Source organism: Christiangramia aquimixticola, assembly GCF_048285835.1.
Taxonomy (GTDB): Bacteria; Bacteroidota; Bacteroidia; order Flavobacteriales; family Flavobacteriaceae; genus Christiangramia; species Christiangramia aquimixticola.
On the sequence record NZ_JBLVTL010000003.1, the window covers coordinates 445,521 to 467,264 of the forward strand.

Consider the following 21,744-nt stretch of genomic DNA (forward strand, 5'->3'; position numbering starts at 1 on the left):
GTGGGAATGCTGGTAGGTTTTTATGTAGCAGGTTTGATCACCAATGCCTATGTTACCGGGGATAAAATGCATGACTGGGAAACCATCTGGATCTATCCGGCAGTATTTGCATTTGGAGTAATGCTACTTTTCGCCTTATTTTTCAAGAACGAAAAGATCGATAAAAAAGATATTGAAATTTAAAAGCATATAATTTTATGAGTAAAATCAAACTTGGAATACTTGGCGGAGGGGAAGATTCTCTTATAGGAATTCTTCATCGTGTTGCCGCCAATATGTTTGATCAATTTGAGATCACCGGTGGAGTGTTTGATGTAAGCCATGAGAAAAGTCTGAATTTTGGAAAAAAACTTCAGTTAGATCCAGGCAGGATTTATAAGGACCTGGATGATCTGGTTGCCAAAGAGGCTGCCCTTCCCGAAGATGAAAGAATGCAGGTGGTTTCTGTGCTTACCCCAAATTTCCTTCACTTCCCTATGGCTAAAAAGCTATTGGAAAACGGTTTTAATGTGATCTGTGAAAAACCTTTGACCACAACTTATGAAGAAGCGAAAATTCTGAATAAACTTCAGAAGGAAAAAAACACGGTATTCGCGGTAACTTATACTTATACAGGTTACCCAATGATACGCCAAATGAAGACCATGATCGCCAATGGTGAAATTGGGAAAATTCAGAAGGTGGATGTACAGTATTATCAGGGCTGGATCAATCCGCTTATCCATGATAAGGAAAAAAGAGGAGCCACCTGGAGGCTCGATCCTGAGAAATCGGGAATAAGCTGCTGTATAGGAGATATTGGTACTCACGCCTTTAATATGGCCGAATTTGTAACCGGTATTGAGGTCAGAGAAATCCTTTCAGACCTTAATTATCTTTACGAAGACAATCCAATGGATATTGACGGGACCGTCCTGCTTCGTTTTTCTGAAAAGGTAAAAGGAGTTTTACGTGCCAGCCAGATCGCTACGGGTGAAGAAAATAGTTTTACCGTCCAGATCTATGGTGATAAAGGTGGTTTGAAATGGGAACAGGAAAATCCTAACTATCTTTATCTGTTAACAGAAGGTAAACCTATGCAGGTGTTAAAGCCCGGCCACGAATACAATAGTGAATTTTCTCTGGAAGGAACCAAATTACCTCCGGGACATCCGGAAGGGATTTTCGATTCCATGGGTAATATTTACTATGGAGTAGCTATGGTTATTAAAGACAAATCAAAATTCAAAGGAGCTTATCCGCAATTAAATGACGGGATGCGCGGGATGCAATTCATAGAAAAAACAGTTGCTTCTCACAAAAACGGAAACGTTTGGACGAAAATGGAAGATTAATCTAAAAGATTATAAATGAAGACAATCAAAGGCCCGGCAGTTTTTTTAGCGCAATTCATCGATGACAAGGAACCTTTCAATTCTTTGGATGGCTTATGTAAATGGGCATCTGGCTTAGGATATAAAGGAATACAGATCCCAACCTGGGAAACGAGGCTTATAGATCTAAAAAAGGCTGCGGAAAGCAAAACTTATTGTGACGAATTAAAAGGAAAAGTGGAATCCTACGGACTCCAAATAACCGAATTAAGCACGCATTTACAGGGGCAACTGGTTGCTGTGCATCCTGCTTACGATATCATGTTCGATAATTTTGCTCCAGACGCATATAAAAATAACCCGGCCGAAAGAACCAAATGGGCGGTTGATCAGTTAATGTATGCCGCCAAAGCAAGTCGAAATTTGGGAATTGATGTACATGGAACATTTAGTGGGGCTTTATTATGGCACACCTTTCACCCCTGGCCACAAAGACCTGAAGGCCTTGTTGAAGCCGGTTTTAGCGAACTCGCCAAAAGATGGATGCCTATTTTGAATGAATTCGATGAACAGGGTGTAGATGTTTGTTACGAGATACATCCTGGGGAAGACCTGCATGATGGAGTCACTTTTGAGCGATTTTTAGAAGCTACCAATAATCATAAAAGGGTGAATATTCTATACGACCCCAGCCATTTTGTGTTGCAGCAACTGGATTACCTTGAGTATATAGACCATTATCATGAATTTATAAAGATGTTCCATGTCAAGGATGCGGAATTCAAACCTAACGGCAAAAAAGGAATGTTTGGTGGATATGGAGACTGGAGAGACAGGGCCGGAAGGTATAGACATCCCGGAGATGGGCAGGTGGATTTCAAAACTGCTTTTTCCAAATTAACCGAATATGGATGTGATGTCTGGGCGGTATTGGAATGGGAATGTTGCATAAAATCACCTGAGCAGGGAGCTCGTGAAGGCGTAGATTTTATTCAGAAACATATTATTGAAGCAACCGAAAAACGCTTTGATGATTTCGCAGGATCAGAAATAGATGAAAATAAATTAAAACGAATTTTAGGAATATAAACCAACGAATATAATGAAGAAAATAGTATTAATAGGCTGTTCTATCCTTGCATTCTCTGCATGTAAAAATGAAGAAAAGGAAACTGAAACACAGGTAGCTGCCTCTGAAGAAATAGAAGTGCAGCAGGAAGAATCACAGAGTGAATGGAAGGAAATTTTCAACGGCAAGAACCTTGATGGATGGAAGGCTTACAACAAGGATTCTGTTTCACACTGGAAAGTAGAAGACGGAGCTATAGCATTTGTACCTTCTAAGGATCAGAAAGCTTCAGAAAATCTTATTACCGAAGAAGAATTTGGTGATTTTGAAATGAGTTTTGAATGGAAAATTTCTGAAGGCGGAAACAGCGGAGTTATGTGGGCCGTACAGGAAGATGAAAAATTCAGTGAACCTTATCTAACCGGACCCGAAATACAGGTATTGGACAATCAGAAACATCCTGATGCCAAGAATGGACTAAACCGTACAGCCGGAGCTTTATACGACATGGTTCCTCCTTCCAAAGACGTAACCAAACCTGCCGGAGAATGGAACAAAGAAGTAATCCATATAGACCATAAAGAAAATAAAGGCTGGGTTGAACTTAACGGCACCAAAGTGGTAGAATTCCCTCTTCATGGAGAGAAATGGGAAGAAATGGTTAAAAAATCCAAATTTGCAGATTGGGAAGGATTTGGAAAACACCGTAAAGGTCATATCGCCCTTCAGGATCATAGCGATAAGGTTTGGTACCGCAACATCAAGATCAAAAGTTTGTAATCAAACTTAAAGTTTATTTAAAGCTGCCTACCGGGCAGCTTTTTTTTTATACTTTCTTTTTCTGAATTCATTTAAGAGACAAAAATCCAACTATGAAAAAGATAGATGTAAGTTTTAAGAATTCCGAGGGAAAGGAGTTACAGGGAGTTTTGGAATTACCTGTCAATAATTCTCCGGAACATTTTGCAATATTCGCACATTGTTTTACCTGTAATAAGAATTTCCATGCGCCCACCAATATAAGCCGAAGTCTTGCTTCTCATGGATTTGGAGTGCTTCGCTTCGATTTTACAGGATTAGGTGAAAGTGAAGGAGATTTCGAGGATACCAATTTCTCGGGAAATGTTGAAGATCTAATTTCTGCAGCAGATTTTTTAAAAGAGAATTACTCCTCACCCAGCCTGATCGTGGGACATTCGCTGGGCGGTGCAGCTGCTCTTTTTGCTTCGAAAAAAATTGAAAGTATCAAGTGTATGGCGACAATAAATTCGCCATCCAATCTATCCCATATCAAACAACATTTTGAATCAAGTTTAGATCAAATTAAAAAAGACGGATTTGCCAATATAAATATTGGAGGCAGGGGTTTTAAGATAAAGAAGCAATTCGTTGAAGATCTTGAAAAGAATAATGATTCCAATGCGCTAAAGGAAATTAAGAAAGCCTTGCTCATTCTTCATTCACCACAAGATAATATAGTATCTGTAGATCATGCCGAAGATTTATATCGCTCCGCGTGGCATCCCAAAAGTTTTATAAGTCTTGACGGGGCAGATCATTTGTTAAGTGACAAAAAAGATTCAGAATATACCGGTAACATTATCGCAGCCTGGTCTTCAAGATATATTGAGAGTGCGACAATTGAGGAAACCGATACCGATCATAAAGTGACTGCTAACCTTGGGAAAGAAGGATTTACTACTCAGATCAAAGCCGGCAACCATAATTTAATCGCCGATGAACCTCCGAAAGTCGGGGGTGCTGACCTTGGTCCTACTCCGTACGAGTTTTTATCCACCGGACTGGCTGCCTGTACTTCAATGACCATACAAATGTATGCCCGAAGAAAAAAATGGGTGATAGATAACGTAGAAACTCAGGTAAATTATTCCAAGAAACATTCTACAGATGGGGAGAATTGTGAAGATAAAGATGCTAAGATCGATACCTTCGAAAGAGAGATCACTTTTAAAGGAGAGCTTGATGAAAAGAAAATTAAAAGATTAATGGAAATCGCAGATAAATGCCCTGTGCATAAAACCCTCTCGGCCGGTGCGAACATACATACTAAACTATCTGATGAATCGTAGGGGCAGCGCATTGTTAAGCTATCCTTAAAACTTTGGCTAAAGTGAGCAATAACTTTAATTTAGAACTAATAATTCAATTTAAACCAATTAGAAAATTATGAAGCGTATTAGTTTATCCCTGATTCTGTGTGCCGGTTTAGTATTTACCGGATGTAAGAATGATAAAAAGGAGAAGGAAATGGACGATCAGCAAGAGACTGAAGTATCCAAAGAAATGGAGAAAGAAGTAAATGAAGAAGTTCGTAAAGTCAAAGTTAACCTTCAACCTGTAAGTGATTCAAAACTTAGCGGAAACGTTGTTTTTACAGACGAAAACGGTAAAGTTTCAATGACCGCAATTATTAGCGGTCTTGCTGAAGGAACTCATGCCATTCATTTGCACGAGAAAGGTGATTGCTCTGCAGCCGATGGAAAATCTGCGGGAGGTCACTGGAATCCTACCGGAGCTGATCATGGAAAATGGGGTGATGACAAAGGTTTTCATAAAGGTGACATAGGTAATTTTAAGGTAGATGCCAATGGAAACGGTACTGTTAACTTAACTACAGACGAGTGGTGTATAGGTTGTGGGGACATGAACAAAGATATTCTTGGTAAAGCCGTTATTGTACATGACGGAGTTGATGACTATACTTCTCAACCATCTGGTGCAGCAGGAACCCGTGTTGGATGTGGTGTTATTAGCAAATAATACATATTGATATAAAAGATTATAAAGCGGCTATCCTGCCGCTTTTTTTATACTTATTTTAAATATATTTAGTTCTTCAATTATAATTTATGCAGCAGGACGGATTAATCCTTGAATTACAGAATGGTAATCAAAGGGCTTTTGAGAGAATCTATGAACTTTATTCAGAAAGTGTTTATGGAATAATCTATAGCATTGTCAATGAAAAAGATGTGGCAGAAGAGATTCTGCAGGATGTTTTCCTTAAGATCTGGAACAATGCTTCTTCTTATAATTCAGAAAAAGGAAGATTTTTCACCTGGATCCTGAATATTGCAAGGAATGCATCTATAGATCAACTAAGGTCAAAATCTCACAGGAACAGCAAAAAAAACCTTGCAGCCGATAATTTCGTAGATATTCTGGAAAGTAAAAGTAATTTTATCGGTACTGCAGATGCTATCGGAATTCAGAAATATATCAAAGTATTAAAACCGGTTTGTAAAAAGCTTATTGACCTTTTATTTTTTAAAGGATTTACTCAAAAAGAAACAGCCGAAGAACTTGAAATTCCCCTGGGGACAGTGAAAACCAGAAACAGGGCATGTATTAATCAACTTCGGGAATTGTTAGCAGATTAATTTATGGAAATAAAAGAATACATATCATCCGGAATACTTGAACTCTATGTTTATGGGGCTCTGCCTGAAGCTGAAAGTCGTGAGGTTACAATAAAATTGAAGGAACACCCTGAAATTAGAAAAGAGGTTGAAGAAATTGAAAATGCCCTATTAAAATTATCCTCTTCTGCAGCACCTTATAATCCGGAAGCGGTTTTAAGCAGGATCAAACAGAAAATAGGTGATAAGGATAACAACGAGGTTATTCAACTGGAAAAGGAATCTGGAACTCCCTGGGTCTCCTATATTGGCTGGGCAGCGAGTATTGCTCTATTGGTGGGCCTTTTCTTCCTTTACCAAACCAATAATGATCTAAAAGAACAATTAATTGCTGAACGAGTTCGCGCTTTACAACTGGAACAACAAATTGCCGATATACGGGATAATGCCGAAAATGCAGAGGAATTACTGGCAGTGCTAAGAGATAAAAATATATCCAGAATTTCGTTACAGGGACAAAATGTAGCTCCGGAAGCTTTTGCAGCAGTTTACTGGAATAAGGAGAAAAACAAGGCCTATGTGGATGCCAAGGAATTACCGGCCCCACCACGGGGAAAAGTATACCAGGTATGGTCTTTAAAACTTGACCCCCTCACCCCCACCAGTATTGGGTTACTGGAAGATTATGCAGTTGACGATAATCTAATTTTCGAATTGGAGAATGCCAACGAATCTCAGGCATTTGGAATCACTCTTGAACCAGAAGGTGGCAGCGATTCACCAAGCATGGATCAACTCTATGTATTGGGAGCGGTATCTGCACCTTAAAATAATAGCTTACCAATAAAATTAACAAAGCCCCGGGAGTCCGGGGCTTTGTATTTTACCATAGATCATTAAATCCATGGCATCTAACCAACCAAAACAATTTCCTGACCTTATAGGGGGAAGTCAGGTAAAATGTAGAATTATATTAATATATACGCAGATTAGATGAATACGGTTTTATCCTTTTAAAAAAATTACAAATTAAGATTCATTAAGCCAGTTTTTAAAGTCTTTTACCCGCTCTCTGCTTACTATTAACTGAAATTCTGAAAAATTTTCAAGCTTTACTTCCAGTCGGGAATTGGTATAAGAAAGTATGTCTTTAATAGCCCTAATATTCAGAATGCATTTACGGTTGATCCTAAAGAATTTAGAAGGATCCAGTTCTCCTTCCAGTTGTTCCAAAGGAATATCTAATGGGTAATTCCGGTTATTATTACAATGAATAAATGTTGCTTTATTTTCAGAATAAAAACAAGCAATATCACCAGTTTCAATAAGTTTTAAATGTTGCCCAACCTGAGCGGTAAATCTGGTTTTGTAGGATCGGTTTTGATTCTGGGAGATGAGAATGGAACGCAACGCCTCCATATTTAACCCCTCATCCAAAGGCTGATTATCCCGGTATTTTTTAACCGCTGCTTCAAGCTCTTCTTCATCTATTGGCTTAAGTAAATAATCGATACTGTTTAGTTTAAAAGCCTGCAAAGCATATTCATCATAAGCCGTAGTGAATATAATAGCGCTCCTGGTTTCTACATGCTCAAAGATCTCAAATGATATCCCATCACTAAGCTGAATATCCAGAAATATAAGATCTGGATGAGGATTGGCATTCAACCAGTCCACCGAGCTCACGACGGAATGTAGTAAGACATCAACTTTGAGTCCCAGTTTTGATATCATTCGTTCTAAACGACGCGCAGCTGGTTTCTCATCTTCAATTATTATAACTTTAATCACTATCTGAATTTAGATTAATATTATTTCCACAATTGTTTTTTGTCCTTCTCCATTATCTCCTTGATCTTCTTTTCTTCCCAATTCTTCCCAAAGAATAACCCGGTACCAAATACACTTACCCAATGGGCCAGCAAGCCAATACCCCAGAAAAAAATAGTAGAGTAATTAGATAATTGGGTTAAACCTTCCATGATCCCTTCCTGCCTGGTTCCTACAATAAAGATGGCGATATTGATCACAATGTAAACCAGCAGGTGTGTGTAAAAGCCTTTGATATCTTTGATCCGTTTCCGCGCATTTTCGTAACGAATGTTTTCTGTATGCTTTTCATCAAAATTTTCCATTATTTCCAGGTTTTTATGTTTTCACGATCCTTTTCCATTAATTCTCTGATTTTTCTTTCCTCCCAGTCTGCTCCATATCCAAATACTGAAAAGCCATGAAAGGTCAATCCTATCCCCCAACCTAAAAGCGGGAACCAGAACCATTGAAAATCCCAATAAGTCCTGTAATTAATAAAGATCAAAAATGGGATAACGATACAATAGGCCACCAAATTAGTATAAAACTCTTTGATCTCCTTTACCCTTTGTTTTGCTTTATAATAAGCGTTTTCCTGATTGTTGTCTACTTTTTCCATGATTGCTATTTGTTTGGTGAGCACCGGTAATTTCACCCTAAAATGATCTTCGGTTTGCTCTATTAAAACTTTCCTTTTGGTTACAAGATTATAACGGTTTACTATATTTTGAAGCCCCACACCTTTTCTGTTTCCCAGCACTTCTTTTTTCTGATAATTATTCTCCACGACCAGATAACCGTCTCTTTCAAAAATGCTGATCTTTAAAGGATGGGCATCGCTAACAATATTATGTTTTATGGTGTTTTCTAAAAGTAGCTGAAGCGATAAGGGAACAACTTTAGCTTCTTCAGAAGATATGGTATCCGGCAGGTCAAAAAAGATGCTGTCTTCAAACCTCATCTTTAATAACTTCATATAAGTACGAGCAAAATTAAGTTCTTCTTCCAGGCTAATAAGTTCCTTATCCTTCTGTTCCAATACATATCTGTAAACCTTGGAAAGCGAGGTGGTGAAGCGTTGCGCCTGTTCGGGATTCTCATCAATTAACGCTGCCAGTACATTTAAACTATTAAAAAGGAAATGAGGATCCAGCTGGTTGCGCAAAGCATCGAACTTTGCAGATGCCGTCCCGGCAATTATCTTCTGCTCCTTAACTTTCTTTTCCTGTAAGGCCCTATAGAAATATATTAGATGGAACAATAGAGAAACTACGGTTGTAAAAAGTAAGGGAAATAAGTAATAGCTTAAATTCTCATTTTTTAAAAACACATCAACCGGAACTTCCCGAAACATGGTTTGATCGACAAACCGACAAAAGAAAAACCCAATCAGAGTCAATATTATAGATCCACCGGAAGCTATCAAAACCCTGGTTAAACCCGCATTTCTCCATCCAATTTTCTTACTGAAATAGGAGAAATACAAAGCGTTTATCGCAGTTAGAACAAACGAATAGAAATAATAAACTGCCCAATACTCCAGGTTTGTCAGCCTCTCATAACTAAATCCATTAAAAAGATTTACCAGTAGGATGATCACTACACAAATGATGGCGCTGATCCTGAATATTTTTAAAAGAGTCTTCATTATTTGTTTTCTTAAGGTAAAGATGCCGGCAATCTCCCTTTTTGCAAAAAGGAATTTACCGAACTGTATAAAATGGCTGCCGAATTGTTTTTGGTCAATTTTGGCATTCCCGTTTGAAAATTAAATAATCTTTAACATTTAATTGAATAACTTGAAAATAATTACAAAAATCAAACAATGACTATTTTCGAAGCGCTGCGACAGGAACACGAAATTCAAAGAGATCTAATAGATAAACTCATAAAGACAGAAGGAAAGACTGAAGAACGCCAAAAAGTATTTAAGGAGTTAAAGCATGAACTCAAGATCCACGAAGATGCTGAAGAACGGCATTTCTATATTCCATTAATGGAAAAGGATATGACTCAGGAGAAGGCGCGACATAGCGTGGCAGAGCATCATGAAATGGACGAATTGGTAGAGAAACTTGATGATACAGAGATGGACGCTTCTAACTGGCTTAAAATTGCAAAAGACCTGGAAGAGCAATTAATTCATCACCTCGATGAAGAGGAGCATGAAGTATTCCAAATGGCAGGAAAGGTATTGACCGAAAAACAAAAAACTCAACTGGCTGAAGATTATAACAAGGCCATTAAGGAAAACCGATAAATTAAAAAGGCTGTCCAACCCAGACAGCCTTTTCTTTTATACTTTATCCCTTTCCCCGGCCATGCTTTCCTCATGACCCTTAAAGGGTCTAATAATAAGCCGGGCTGCTTTATCATAATTCACGTAATTATATATCCAATTAAAAAAGGTTACAGTCCTGTTTCTGAATCCAACCAGGAACCAAAGATGGACAAACATCCATACGAACCAGGCGAAAAATCCCGAGAACTTCCATTTATGTAAATCTACTACTGCCTTATTACGTCCAACGGTAGCCATCGCCCCTTTGTCAAAATAATCAAAGGCCTTCAGTTTTTGACCACGTATCAATCGCTTAAGATTCCCCGCCAGGTGTTTTCCCTGCTGTATTGCCGGTTGAGCTACCATGGGATGACCTTTCGGAAAATCTTCAGTCTGCATCAGGGCAATATCCCCAATGGCAAAAATATTTTCATAACCTTCAACCTGATTAAAGCCATTGACTTTATATCTATTAGCTTTCTCAACCATGGCAGATGCATTCAAACCTTCAACCGGAGCACCGGTCACCCCGGCAGACCAGATAAAGGTTTCAGTTTTAATACGCAAATCGGTATTGGTTTCTACCATATGCCCATCATAATTTTGTACCATGGTATTAAGATGGATCTTTACTCCAAGGTCTTCCAGCATTTTATGGGCTTTTCGCGAAGCATGTTCACTCATTGGAGGCAATACTCTGTCCATCCCTTCCAGCAAATGTATATTCATCTCATTCGGGTCCAGATCTGGATAATCTTTGGGTACTATATGATTTTTAAGTTCAGCTATCGCACCGCTTAATTCAACCCCGGTTGGTCCTGCCCCTGCCAGAACGAAATTCATCAATGCTTTTCTACGTTCCGGGTCATTTGTAATTGTTGCCTGTTCAAGATTCTCCAGAATTAGACTCCGGATATTCAGGGCCTGTGGTACGGTTTTCATCCACATCCCGTGTTCTTCTATACTATCATTCCCAAAGAAATTGGTTTTTGAACCCGTGGCAATCACCAAATAATCATAAACCAGATCCCCTATATTGGTATGTACTGTATTTTCCTGAGCTGAAATTGATTGAACTTCAGCTAATCTAAAAAAACATTTTTTACTTTCCCTGGTGATCTTTCTAAGAGGATAAGCTATTGAATCCGGTTCCAGCCCGGAAGTGGAAACCTGATATAGTAAAGGTTGAAAAGTATGGTAATTATGTCTGTCCAGAAGAACCATCTGTATGTCTTCCTTTAGCAGCTTTCTGGCAAGGGACAATCCTGCGAAACCACCTCCTATTATTACAACCCGGGGTAAATTCGTACGTGGAATATTCATAAACTGGTAGGTTTTACCCAAATTTACCAATTATAGATAGAAAGGAAACCTGATTAACTTTATATTAAAGTTTTTGTAACGTATAAGCCGTTTTTACTACTTATTAGCGCTAACCTACATTTCGTGAACAAAGAATTAGAACATCAGTTTGTAACCAATCTGGAGAAACACCAGAATATTGCGCACAAGATCTGTCGTATCTATACCAATGATCAGGATTCACATAATGATCTGTTTCAGGAAATTACCATTCAATTGTGGAAGGCCTATCCCAAGTTTAGAGGAGAAGCTAAATTTAGCACCTGGATGTACCGAGTTGCCCTGAATACCGCCATTACCTTATACCGTAAAAAGAAAAAATCCCTTAAAACTCAGGATTTTGACACGGTACACTTTAAGATCAAGTCTGAAGAATACGATCCGGCAGCAGAGCAACATCTCAAACTTATGTACGATGCAATCAAGCAGTTAAATGATATTGATAAAGCTCTGGTCTTTCTATATCTTGAAGATAAGAATTATGCCGAGATATCGTATACCCTGGGAATTACTGAGGTGAATGCGCGAGTAAAAATGAACAGGGTGAAATCAAAACTGAAGAAAATAATTAATCCTTAACTGTTATGGACGATCTGGATTTATTAAAACAAGACTGGAAGAAGCAGGAGAAAAATCTCCCGCACCTTTCCTATGATGAATTATATGGACTGATTTGGAAAAGGTCCTCCTCCATTGTTCGATGGATATTTATAATTAGCCTGGTTGAATTTGGCCTGGCTACCCTTTTAAATATCTTCCTTGCCGATGATGAATACTGGAGCGAAATAAAAAAATATGATCTAACTGAATATACCATAGCGGTATATATTATATCCTATGCATTTACCTTCTACTTCATCTATAGGTTCTACAGAAATTACCGGGCCATAAATAGTACCGACAGTGCAGTGGTTCTGATGAAAAATATTATAAGAACAAGGAAAACCGTAAAGTACTATATCGCATATGTGCTCATTTCCACTGCAGTGGTTTTTATGACCACTATCGTGCTAATGCTACGTCAACACGCCTTAACACAAACCGGTGACAGCGATATGGCTTTTGACACCACAAACTGGATACTTTTTATTGGAGGAATACTATTGATCCTTATTGTATTACTTGGTTTGATCTGGCTTATTTATCGCCTGGTCTACGGAATATTACTGCGAAGGTTGAATAAGAATTATAAGGAATTAAAAAAGCTGGAAATGGAATAGGAAAGCTATTGGAAATAAGGCTTTGTGGTTATAATTGGAGTGATTAAAATCCAGTTTTTAAAAGTGGACTTATATATTGCTATACCTGAATTAATAACCCCAGCGTCTTTCCTCATTAAGCTCCTCCATAACCTTGATCTCTTCTTCCGGAATTACCTTTAAAAAGGATGGATGTTGCTCTATGGCATATTCCAGTTTACATACGATATCTTCGATAGAATCGTTATCGTAATCTATGTCTAAAGGTTCTTTGATCTGGAAGCTTTGTAAGATGCCTCTCTTTTTCATGCGAAGGCCTTTCTTATCAAACGATCTTCTAAACCCATCAATTACTATTGGGATAACTATTGGACGGTGATTTTTGATGATATGGGCTGTTCCCTTTCTAATAGGTTTGAAAGGTTTAGTAGTCCCTTGCGGAAATGTAATTACCCAACCATCGTCAAGTGCTTTCCCAATATTTTCGGTATCATTCGGGTTTACCTTCCTTTTCACTTCCTGGCCTTTGGCTCTCCAGGTGCGTTCTACTGTAATGGCCCCGGCGTAAGCCATGATCCTGGCTAAAAGCCCTGCTCTCATGGTCTCCTTAGCTGCTACATAATAAATGTTGAGCTTGGGTTGCCAAATATATCCTACATTCTTAATACTGTCTACTCTCCCACTAAGGCTCGCATTGAAAACATGGAACATAGCTGTAACATCTGCAAAATAAGTTTGATGGTTTGATACAAAAAGTACCTTATTGTCTGGAAGATTGGTGATAATTTCAGATCCTTCTATCTGTAACTCATTAAATCCACGATATCTTCTATGGGTAAGCACCCCAAAGATACGGATCAACCATTTCTTGATATATAGATAATGTCCAAATGGATTCTTCTTAAATAATCCCATTACAGATCGGTTTTATTTTGTTTTAACCACTTTGCAGCTATTAGCAGATCTTCAGCAAATATAGCAATTACTTCATTTAAATTTTCAGGAGGAGCTCCCTTACTTCGGCCAACATCATGCCGGTTGCTCCCCAAACTACATGACCATTCAGCTTATATGCCGGTACTTCAATATTCTCTGCATAGGAGGTGGTAAGATTTTCTGTGATAAGGCTGGACTCATCCAGAAAATCTGCAAGCCTCACTTCCAGAATTTTCTCCACCTCAGATTCCTGCGGAATAAGGATTGGAGTTTTATGCATAATTCCCATATATGGTTGCACCCAAAAATTAGACGGAGGAATATAAAGTCTGGTCAGTTTTTTTAAAACTTCAATTTCCTGTTGGGGAATTCCAACTTCTTCTTCAGTTTCCCGCAATGCAGTTTCTTCCAGATCCCTGTCTTCCAGTTCCAATCTTCCACCGGGAAAGCCCACCTGATTAGAGTGTACACCTTTATAGGTCTTCCGCAGAATGAGCACCAATTTGGTATGCTGCTCCAGATCCGGATAAAAAAGCGCCATCACTCCGGCATGCTGAGGCTTCCTCTTCTCGATATTCAAATTCTCCAGTTCCTGAACTCTCATAAGTGGAGCCAGTTTTCTGTGAGCTTGTTCTCCGGGAAGCGGCATTTTTTTTAACTTTGAAATCCTGTTTCGAAAAATTTCAAATTCCATGCTTAGAAAGCTTTCTTTATTAGCAATTTTTACTGTATTCCTTTTCGCAAGCTGTGAAGATAAGGAAACTTCCAGAGAAAAAAGCAAAACCCATAGCCCTGAACAACTTAAAAAGAAGCGCATGGAAGATTCCATACAAAGGGCCAGAGACAGTATTTTTGAGTTAAGAAAAAGAGAACTGGCAAAGCAGGATATTGAGACGAAAATTGAAAAAAATCCCATGTTCCCAATATCTCAGGAAGAGCTGATCCCTACCCTAAAGGAGTATGGAAATAACAATCCGGAAAACAGCGTTCGCATCAAGACGAAATTTGGAAATATTGAAGTGGAACTTTACCGGGATACTTTTCTGCACCGGGCTAACTTTATTATGCTGGTGAAAAACGACTACTTTAATGACACATTTTTTCATCGGGTGGCTCCGGGATTCGTGATACAGGGAGGAAATGCAGATAACCAAATTACCGCCAGCAATCGTGGTGATGTTGGAAACTATTTAATCCCCAGTGAATTTGAAGCAGGGCATAAACATCACTACGGCGCATTTTCTGCAGCTAAATATGCAGAACAAAATGTGAGCAAAGCTTCCTCTCCTTTTGAATTTTTTATAGTGATGGATAAGGAAGGAACTCCTCATTTAGATAACGACCATACTGTATTTGGCCGGGTGATTAGCGGGATGGACGTTGCTGAAAAGATCGCAAAAGTAAAGACCGGAAATTCTGAATGGCCAATTGACAATGTGGAAATGGATATTGAAATTATAGATTAACTACCTGCCGGTATAATAATTATAATCCTTCAGGACCCGTTCTATAAATACCATAGGCCTTTCCTCGAATTTCACATCCAACAGGCTGGACACCTTTTCGCTTAAGGATAAAATAAGGTGGTGATGGCCTTCCTGTTTAGCCTTGAAATATAAATTTTTAATTTCCTGAATGTCTTTATCGTTCAAAACGGTAACCTGGGAATATTTTGGACGATAATCCGGAGCTACTTCCATGCTCAGGGTACTGTCAATACTATATTTTTTCTTTTCAGAAATAACCGTGGTCCCGGCAGCGATATCACCAAGACGTTGTCCTTTTCCATTAAATAAAATGGTTACTACTGCAACCCCACCACTACTCAAACTAATATCAATAATACGCAGCAGCCACCTTACCAGATAATTTGACAATCCTGGCCTGGTACCGTCAATTTTTACCACCCTGATATTCATAATGGCTTTCCCGGGTGTTTGTCCATTCCACAAGGATTCCCAGAGCAAATAATATAGAAATGCTGGGAGTCCAAGCACCAAATAGTACATCATTCCACTGCCATTTCCAGCGGTGATCCCGGCCATTACAATTCCCGCAAAGATCATATAGACCACTATTATGGCCAGATCTATAAGGAAAGCGAGCATTCTCTCGCCTACTCCTGCCACATTATGTTGAATACTTATATTTTGAGCAGTTTCAACTTGAAAATTATCCATTTAATCAGTTTCTTTGGGTTATATACTTCTAAAAATGCGCGAGGCTGCTTTTGTCAGGCAAAATAAAGATAAATGGGTTAAGTATGAAAAGCTGATCCAGAATAATGAACTGAGTCCCGATCTAATTTCCAATATCTATGTGGACCTGAGTGATGATCTTAGTTATTCCAGGACATTTTACCCCCAAAGCAATACTTCAAAATATTTGAATGGCATTACCTCTGCAGCCCATCAGAAAATTTTCAAATCGAAAAAAGAAAGCGGGAACAGATTTATCAGCTTTTTTACTGAAGATTTTCCTTTAGAGTTCTATAAATATCAGAAACAATTGCTTTTAAGCTTTTTAATATTTGCGCTCTTTAGCTTGATTGGAGCCTACAGCGCGGCTACAGATGGAGCTTTTGTAAGATCTATCCTGGGCGATGCCTATGTGAACATGACCCTGGAAAACATTGCCAATAATGATCCCATGGCGGTTTACAAAAAAGCTTCCGAATTAGATATGTTTCTGGGTATAACCATAAATAACATCCGGGTTTCCCTCATGGCATTTGTCTTTGGGGTTCTGGCGGGAGTGGGTACAGTCTTTCTACTTATGCAGAATGCCGTAATGCTGGGCAGTTTTCAGTATTTCTTTTTCGAACAGGGACTGCTCTGGGAATCGGCACGCACTATCTGGATTCATGGAACCATAGAAATTTCGGTGATTATCATTGCCGGTTGTGCGGGGCTGGTAGTAGGTAAAAGCATATTATTCCCGGGGACTTTCTCCCGGTTAAAGTCCTTTACCATGGGGATCAAGCAAGGGCTAAAAATTGTAATTAGCACAGTACCATTTTTTATAATCGCCGGATTCCTGGAGGGATTCGTAACCAGGATCACAGGAATGCCGGACTGGCTTGCCATTTTGATCATAAGCATATCGCTTGCTTTGATTTTGTTTTATTATGTTTACTACCCAATTTATCTAACCCAAAAATCTAAGAATGGATAACCAGTACATTGAGTTCAAAAGAGAAAGAGAGCTCGGAGAGATCATAAGTATAACTTTTAAGTTTATAAGAGAGAATTATAAAACTGCTTTTAAATTATTCATCAGGCTTGTTGGACCTGCTTTTTTACTACTCATTGCAGCTATAAGCTATTATTCGTGGACTACTCTGGGTAGTTCTTTTCTTGAGGCGGGCGGCTTGAATATGTCTAATTTTATAATTTCCGGAGCAACCTTATTTATTGCTTATCTGTTGTATTATACCTCGATGACCGGAACCATTAACCACATGATCCAGTCTTACATCAACAATAATGGAAAAATTATAGACGCCGAAGTTAGGGCCGGACTTAAAGAAGATTTCGGGAAAATATTCTTACTTACCTTATTATCGGGAATATTGATTTTTGCGGGATTCATTTTTTTTGTGATCCCGGGGATCTATCTAATGGTACCACTTAGCTTAGTAACTGCAATACTTGTGTTTAGAAGAAAAGGAGTTATGGATAGTATTGGAGATAGCTTCCAGCTTATAAAAGACAACTGGTGGATCACATTTGCCAGTATCCTGGTGATCTCTTTGATCGTTTATCTGGTAGGCCTTATATTCCAATTACCTGCCCTTTTCTATATTTTTATAAAAGGGATTACAATGGCAACAGAAGGAGCTGCTAATGACCCATCTCAAGTGTTTGGTACCGGATATGTTATCATTAATACGATAAGTTCTGCAATACAATATATCATCTATAGCATTACTCCAATTGGGCTGGCTTTCGTTTATTTTAATCTGAATGAGAAAAAGAACTTCACGGGAGCACATGAGACCATTCAAAATCTGGGAAATAACCACTAAAAATTGAAAACGCTTTATTTCCTTCTTCTTTTATTAAGCTGCTATTCTGGGTATTCTCAGGTTTCTGAGGCTGATGCATTGCCTCTACGGGTAAAAACCGATGAATCACAGGGCTTACTACCGTTAACTTTTGACAGAAATAAGCTTGAGGAATATAAAAGCAGAGAGGAATTTCAGTATTTACAAATTGAAGAAAAAGCAAACTGGTGGACCAGATTCAAATCCTGGTTAAATCATAAATACAACCAGTTATTATCCTGGATCTTTGGCGAATATGAAGCCAAAGGATTTCTGGCTATGTTAATTTCCATTCTCCCATTCTTATTGATTTTGGGGCTGCTGATATTAATTATCTGGTTATTCTCTAAACTGGATCCAGGAGGAAAAATTCTTCAGAAACCCGCTGCTATGGAAGTTTTTTTAAGCGATGAAGAAGAACTTATAAAAAATGAGGATCTGGATTCACTCATTAAAAATGCAGTTAAGAACCAGAATTACAGGTTAGCGGTTAGATATCACTATTTAAAGGAATTACGTAGGCTGGATGAACTGAATATAATTGAATATCAGTATCAAAAAACAAATAAGGAATATGTACTGGAAATAGTGGATCTGGAGCTACGGAATCTATTTTTAGATATCACCAAACTGTATGAATTTATATGGTATGGAAACTTCAGGGTATCTGAAGGAGATTATCATTTAGCAGAAGCCGGATTTAATAATTTGGATCACAGACTAAATTCTGCCGGGAATGAATAAGACTTATAAAATAGCCTCGGCTTTATTCCTGATACTCGTTATTGGACTAACCTGGCTGGAAAGTTCAGAACCCGATCCAATTAACTGGACTCCCAGCTATACGTCGAACGATGCTCTGCCGTTAGGCGCAAAAGTTTTTTTTAAATCATGGCAGGATTCGAGAGAAGATGAAATTGTAAAATTGAAAGTCCCTCCTTATGAGTTCTTAAATGACCTCTCCCCCAATGGCACTTATTTTTTCCTGAACGATCACATTGGATTTGACGATAAGGAATTAGATCATCTCCTGGAATGGGTCTCGAAAGGAAATACTCTTTTTATCTCGGCCTATGGTTTTGGATCTAATCTTCAGGATACCCTTAACGTAGAACTAAAATCCTTTATAAATTCGAAGGGCTTTACCTCTACACAACAGTTGAATCTCGCTAATCCATTATTAAATACAGATAGAAGTTTTGAATTTGATCAGGATCTGCCGGCAGTATATTTCAGTAAAATTGACACTTTAAATCAAACAGTTTTAGGTTTCTCAAGCTTTGATGTAAAGAAAGATGCTAAAAAAGTTAATTTCATCAAGTCTCCATTTGGAAAAGGAGAGATCTATTTGCATACGGTACCTCAATCTTTCGGCAACTATTTTTTACTGAAGGATAATAATTATGCGTATGCTGAAAATTTGCTGGCATATTTTAAAAATGACGAGATTTTATGGGATGCCTATTATAAATCCGGAAAAAGCTTTTTTTCATCACCACTATATATTTTATTAAATAACCGACCTTTAAAATGGTCTTATTATTTTGTTTTGATAGGCGCAGTTCTTTTTATAATTTTTGAAGGAAAACGAAAACAAAGGCCAATTCCGGTAGTAGAACCTTTAAAAAATAAATCATTTGAGTACACAGGGACCATTGCCAATTTATACCTTGAACAACAAAGGTATCGCGAACTGGGATTAAAGAAGATCATGTTATTTCTGGAATATATAAGACTGGAATACCGACTGGAAACTCAAAATCCTGATAAGGAATTTATTCAAAACCTTTCAGCAAGAAGTGGTAATGATCCAATAACTACGGAAGCACTTTTCAAGCAGATCAAAGCTTACCCGGAGCAACAGAGACACTCCAAAAAAGATTTTATGCAATTAAGCGAACGCATCAATTCATTTAAAAATAAAGATGGAAAATAAAGAACATTCAACCAATCCGGACCAGTTAAAATTCGAAAACCGAATTCCTCTGGAAGGCTTAAAGAATTCAGTAGAAAAACTGATGAAACAACTCTCCGGCATCATCGTAGGTCAGGAAAATTTTGTAGAGCTATTGATCGTTGGTTTGTTATCTAATGGACATGTTTTAATTGAAGGGGTACCCGGAGTGGCAAAAACGGTAACTGCAAAATTATTTGCTAAAAGTCTGGACACCAACTTTAGCAGAATACAATTTACCCCGGACCTTATGCCGAGTGACGTTTTGGGAACTTCGGTTTTTAATATGAAAACCTCAGAATTTGAATTCAAGAAAGGGCCTGTATTTTCTAATATCATACTAATTGATGAAATTAACCGGGCACCGGCTAAAACCCAGTCGGCTTTGTTTGAAGTTATGGAAGAAAGACAGGTGACCATCGACGGGAATTTGTATAAAATGCAACCTCCTTTTATGGTGCTCGCCACTCAAAATCCAATTGAACAGGAAGGAACCTATGCTCTGCCTGAGGCTCAGCTCGACCGATTCCTTTTTAAAATAAAAGTTGATTATCCAAAGCTTGAGGACGAGGTTGAAATTTTAAGGTCGCATCATGAGAGGAAAGGGAAATTACCCGAAACCGGGATCGAACCGGTAATTAGTCCGCAGCAAATAGAAGAATTTCGGGAACAGATACATGAGATCGTGGTGGAAGAAAAACTGATGAATTATATAGCAGAACTTGTCCATAAAACCAGAAATCACCCACACCTTTATCTGGGTGCAAGTCCGCGGGCTTCCATTGCGGTAATGAATGCTTCCAAAGCTTTTGCTGCCATCAACGGTAGAGATTTCGTGATCCCGGAGGATATTAAAAATGCGTTGAAACCGGTATTAAGTCATAGATTGATCCTGTCTCCTGACAGGGAGATGGAAGGAATGACGGCAGATAATGTTGTAGACATGATAACCCAATCCATCGAAATCCCGAGATAGTGATCGCATTCTTCAGGAACTTATACTTTAATTCCAGGCTGTTTTACCTGATCTTTGGCCTCGCTTTGCTATTTCTTTTATCCTACTGGCAGGAATGGCTGTATAGTATTACCTGGATCCTTAGTATGATTCTGGTGCTGTTGGTTCTAATTGATATCATTAGCCTATTCAGAGTTGATGCGATACAGGCCAAAAGGAAAGTCCCTGAGAAATTTTCAAATTCAGATCTCAACGAAGTAATCATAAAACTTAAAAACGGCTATAAGTTTCTGGTCAATCTCGAAATTATAGATGAAATACCCGTTCAATTTCAGAAAAGGGATTTTTTAAAGTCCATTTATTTAAGATCCGGGGAGAAAGAAGTTTTTACATATACCCTTTTACCCAAAGAGCGTGGAGAATACCGTTTTGGGAATCTAAATGTGTATGCTTCTACTTTCTTTAAGCTCGTCAGAAAGCGCTATACTTTTAGTTACGACCAGCCGGTGAAGGTCTACCCTTCATTCATCCAAATGAAGAAACTTGATTTCCTGGCTTTGCACCAGAAGACGAGTATGCATGGGATCAAAAAAATCAGACGGATTGGGCATACTCTGGAGTTTGAGCAGATCAAGGAATACGTGCGGGGGGATGATGTTAGAACGATAAACTGGAAAACTACCGCCAAACACAATCGTTTAATGGTGAACCAGTTTCAGGATGAGAAATCACAACCGGTATATTCTGTAATTGATTCGGGAAGGGTGATGAAGATGCCTTTTGATGGCTTGAGTTTGCTGGATTATGCAATTAATAGTTCTCTGGCTTTCTCTAATGTAGCTCTTCGGAAAAAAGATAAAGTGGGATTGCTTAATTTCTCCAATGAGGTGCATCATTTCCTCAAAGCAAATTCCAGATTAAGTCAGCTTAACCGGATTCTTGAATCATTATATAAGGTTAACACCCAGCATTACGAAAGTGATTTTGGCATATTGTATTCCAGGATTCGGAAACACTTAACGCAAAGAAGTTTAGTCATGCTCTACACAAATTTTGAGCATATGTCCGGACTTAAACGGCAACTCCCCTATCTAAAGGCTATTAATAAAAATCATCTTCTGGTAGTGATTTTCTTTGAAAATACTGAAGTCACCAAATTAATTAAAGAAGAGCCTGAGACTATTAAGGAAGCGGCTCACCAAACCGTCGCTGAACAATTTGTGCACGATAAACACATGATGGCGAAAGAACTTCAGAAATACGGTATCCAAACCATTCTTACCCCTCCCGGGGAGCTGAGCATTAGCACTATCAATAAATACCTGGAAATTAAATCCAGAGGGCTTATTTAATACAATTCAGTTTTAAATTTCAACAGTTCAGCCAGATGGTTTTTTAAATCGAATGATCCGGTGATAAGTTTGTTTCATAATCTTAA

24 protein-coding genes and 1 pseudogene are annotated in these 21,744 nt (G+C 38.4%); 18 read left to right on the top strand and 7 right to left on the bottom strand.

Annotation, left to right across the window (positions count from 1 at the left end):
• The 8 genes and pseudogenes from ACNKXV_RS08915 to ACNKXV_RS08950 form a co-directional block, all read left to right on the top strand.
• Positions 1-183 (top strand): annotated as a pseudogene (locus ACNKXV_RS08915) (MFS transporter); the annotation flags it as partial.
• Between the two features lie 14 nt (positions 184-197).
• A complete protein-coding gene (locus tag ACNKXV_RS08920; RefSeq protein ID WP_417907360.1) occupies positions 198-1,334 on the top strand; it encodes a Gfo/Idh/MocA family protein in 1,137 nt (378 codons plus the stop codon).
• 15 nt (positions 1,335-1,349) lie between these two features.
• Positions 1,350-2,402, top strand: a complete 1,053-nt coding sequence (locus tag ACNKXV_RS08925) for a sugar phosphate isomerase/epimerase family protein (protein ID WP_417907361.1) — start codon at positions 1,350-1,352, stop codon at positions 2,400-2,402.
• A 13-nt stretch (positions 2,403-2,415) separates the two neighbouring features.
• The gene (locus tag ACNKXV_RS08930) at positions 2,416-3,162 is read left to right on the top strand and encodes a 3-keto-disaccharide hydrolase (RefSeq protein WP_417907362.1); all 747 of its coding nucleotides are present in this window, start codon (positions 2,416-2,418) and stop codon (positions 3,160-3,162) included.
• Between the two features lie 92 nt (positions 3,163-3,254).
• Entirely contained in the window at positions 3,255-4,472 is a 1,218-nt protein-coding gene (locus tag ACNKXV_RS08935) for a bifunctional alpha/beta hydrolase/OsmC family protein (RefSeq protein WP_417907363.1), read from the top strand.
• A 97-nt stretch (positions 4,473-4,569) separates the two neighbouring features.
• On the top strand, positions 4,570-5,163 hold the full coding sequence (locus ACNKXV_RS08940) for a superoxide dismutase family protein (protein WP_417907364.1): 594 nt from the start codon (positions 4,570-4,572) through the stop codon (positions 5,161-5,163).
• A gap of 89 nt (positions 5,164-5,252) precedes the next feature.
• Positions 5,253-5,783 (top strand): RNA polymerase sigma factor, encoded by a 531-nt coding sequence (locus ACNKXV_RS08945; RefSeq protein WP_417907365.1) that lies wholly within the window; start codon positions 5,253-5,255, stop codon positions 5,781-5,783.
• Between the two features lie 3 nt (positions 5,784-5,786).
• Entirely contained in the window at positions 5,787-6,590 is an 804-nt protein-coding gene (locus ACNKXV_RS08950; protein ID WP_417907366.1) for an anti-sigma factor, read from the top strand.
• A gap of 201 nt (positions 6,591-6,791) precedes the next feature.
• On the opposite strand, the gene ACNKXV_RS08955 is transcribed toward ACNKXV_RS08950, so the two are convergent.
• Genes ACNKXV_RS08955 through ACNKXV_RS08965 form a run of 3 tightly spaced genes read right to left on the bottom strand, consistent with a single transcriptional unit; the run spans position 6,792 to position 9,222 of the window.
• Positions 6,792-7,550: a LytR/AlgR family response regulator transcription factor gene (locus ACNKXV_RS08955; RefSeq protein WP_417907433.1), complete on the bottom strand. Its 759-nt coding sequence runs from the start codon at positions 7,548-7,550 to the stop codon at positions 6,792-6,794.
• Between the two features lie 23 nt (positions 7,551-7,573).
• Positions 7,574-7,897, bottom strand: a complete 324-nt coding sequence (locus ACNKXV_RS08960; RefSeq protein WP_417907367.1) for a 2TM domain-containing protein — start codon at positions 7,895-7,897, stop codon at positions 7,574-7,576.
• Complete coding sequence (locus tag ACNKXV_RS08965; protein WP_417907368.1) at positions 7,897-9,222, bottom strand: 2TM domain-containing protein; 1,326 nt, start codon at positions 9,220-9,222, stop codon at positions 7,897-7,899. The genes ACNKXV_RS08960 and ACNKXV_RS08965 overlap by 1 nt, the downstream gene beginning before the upstream one ends.
• Before the next feature lie 177 nt (positions 9,223-9,399).
• On the opposite strand from ACNKXV_RS08965, the gene ACNKXV_RS08970 reads away from it, so the two are divergent.
• Complete coding sequence (locus ACNKXV_RS08970) at positions 9,400-9,834, top strand: hemerythrin domain-containing protein (protein WP_417907369.1); 435 nt, start codon at positions 9,400-9,402, stop codon at positions 9,832-9,834.
• A 36-nt stretch (positions 9,835-9,870) separates the two neighbouring features.
• Here ACNKXV_RS08970 and ACNKXV_RS08975 read toward each other — a convergent pair whose 3' ends face one another.
• Positions 9,871-11,178 carry an NAD(P)/FAD-dependent oxidoreductase gene (locus ACNKXV_RS08975; protein WP_417907370.1) on the bottom strand — a complete coding sequence of 436 codons (1,308 nt, stop codon included), beginning with the start codon at positions 11,176-11,178 and terminating at the stop codon, positions 9,871-9,873.
• A gap of 123 nt (positions 11,179-11,301) precedes the next feature.
• Here ACNKXV_RS08975 and ACNKXV_RS08980 point away from each other — a divergent pair, with 123 nt between their 5' ends.
• Positions 11,302-11,796 (top strand): RNA polymerase sigma factor, encoded by a 495-nt coding sequence (locus ACNKXV_RS08980; RefSeq protein WP_417907371.1) that lies wholly within the window; start codon positions 11,302-11,304, stop codon positions 11,794-11,796.
• A gap of 5 nt (positions 11,797-11,801) precedes the next feature.
• Positions 11,802-12,437: a hypothetical protein gene (locus ACNKXV_RS08985; protein ID WP_417907372.1), complete on the top strand. Its 636-nt coding sequence runs from the start codon at positions 11,802-11,804 to the stop codon at positions 12,435-12,437.
• Positions 12,438-12,527: 90 nt separating this feature from the next.
• Here ACNKXV_RS08985 and ACNKXV_RS08990 read toward each other — a convergent pair whose 3' ends face one another.
• The gene (locus ACNKXV_RS08990) at positions 12,528-13,331 is read right to left on the bottom strand and encodes a lysophospholipid acyltransferase family protein (RefSeq protein ID WP_417907373.1); all 804 of its coding nucleotides are present in this window, start codon (positions 13,329-13,331) and stop codon (positions 12,528-12,530) included.
• Between the two features lie 76 nt (positions 13,332-13,407).
• Positions 13,408-14,046 carry an NUDIX hydrolase gene (locus ACNKXV_RS08995; protein WP_417907374.1) on the bottom strand — a complete coding sequence of 213 codons (639 nt, stop codon included), beginning with the start codon at positions 14,044-14,046 and terminating at the stop codon, positions 13,408-13,410.
• On the opposite strand from ACNKXV_RS08995, the gene ACNKXV_RS09000 reads away from it, so the two are divergent.
• Complete coding sequence (locus ACNKXV_RS09000) at positions 14,045-14,818, top strand: peptidylprolyl isomerase (protein ID WP_417907375.1); 774 nt, start codon at positions 14,045-14,047, stop codon at positions 14,816-14,818. The genes ACNKXV_RS08995 and ACNKXV_RS09000 overlap by 2 nt on opposite strands.
• Here ACNKXV_RS09000 and ACNKXV_RS09005 read toward each other — a convergent pair whose 3' ends face one another.
• The gene (locus ACNKXV_RS09005) at positions 14,819-15,532 is read right to left on the bottom strand and encodes an RDD family protein (protein ID WP_417907376.1); all 714 of its coding nucleotides are present in this window, start codon (positions 15,530-15,532) and stop codon (positions 14,819-14,821) included.
• A gap of 34 nt (positions 15,533-15,566) precedes the next feature.
• On the opposite strand from ACNKXV_RS09005, the gene ACNKXV_RS09010 reads away from it, so the two are divergent.
• The 6 genes from ACNKXV_RS09010 to ACNKXV_RS09035 are packed head-to-tail and all read left to right on the top strand — an operon-like array spanning position 15,567 to position 21,658.
• A complete protein-coding gene (locus ACNKXV_RS09010) occupies positions 15,567-16,526 on the top strand; it encodes a stage II sporulation protein M (RefSeq protein WP_417907434.1) in 960 nt (319 codons plus the stop codon).
• Positions 16,519-17,379 carry a YciC family protein gene (locus ACNKXV_RS09015; RefSeq protein ID WP_417907377.1) on the top strand — a complete coding sequence of 287 codons (861 nt, stop codon included), beginning with the start codon at positions 16,519-16,521 and terminating at the stop codon, positions 17,377-17,379. Before ACNKXV_RS09010 ends, ACNKXV_RS09015 begins: the two co-directional genes overlap by 8 nt.
• A gap of 3 nt (positions 17,380-17,382) precedes the next feature.
• Positions 17,383-18,141: a DUF4129 domain-containing protein gene (locus ACNKXV_RS09020; protein WP_417907378.1), complete on the top strand. Its 759-nt coding sequence runs from the start codon at positions 17,383-17,385 to the stop codon at positions 18,139-18,141.
• Positions 18,134-19,333 carry a DUF4350 domain-containing protein gene (locus ACNKXV_RS09025; RefSeq protein WP_417907379.1) on the top strand — a complete coding sequence of 400 codons (1,200 nt, stop codon included), beginning with the start codon at positions 18,134-18,136 and terminating at the stop codon, positions 19,331-19,333. The genes ACNKXV_RS09020 and ACNKXV_RS09025 overlap by 8 nt, the downstream gene beginning before the upstream one ends.
• Positions 19,323-20,327, top strand: a complete 1,005-nt coding sequence (locus tag ACNKXV_RS09030) for an AAA family ATPase (RefSeq protein ID WP_417907380.1) — start codon at positions 19,323-19,325, stop codon at positions 20,325-20,327. Before ACNKXV_RS09025 ends, ACNKXV_RS09030 begins: the two co-directional genes overlap by 11 nt.
• The gene (locus ACNKXV_RS09035; RefSeq protein ID WP_417907381.1) at positions 20,327-21,658 is read left to right on the top strand and encodes a DUF58 domain-containing protein; all 1,332 of its coding nucleotides are present in this window, start codon (positions 20,327-20,329) and stop codon (positions 21,656-21,658) included. The genes ACNKXV_RS09030 and ACNKXV_RS09035 overlap by 1 nt, the downstream gene beginning before the upstream one ends.
• The last annotated feature ends 86 nt before the right edge of the window (positions 21,659-21,744 follow it).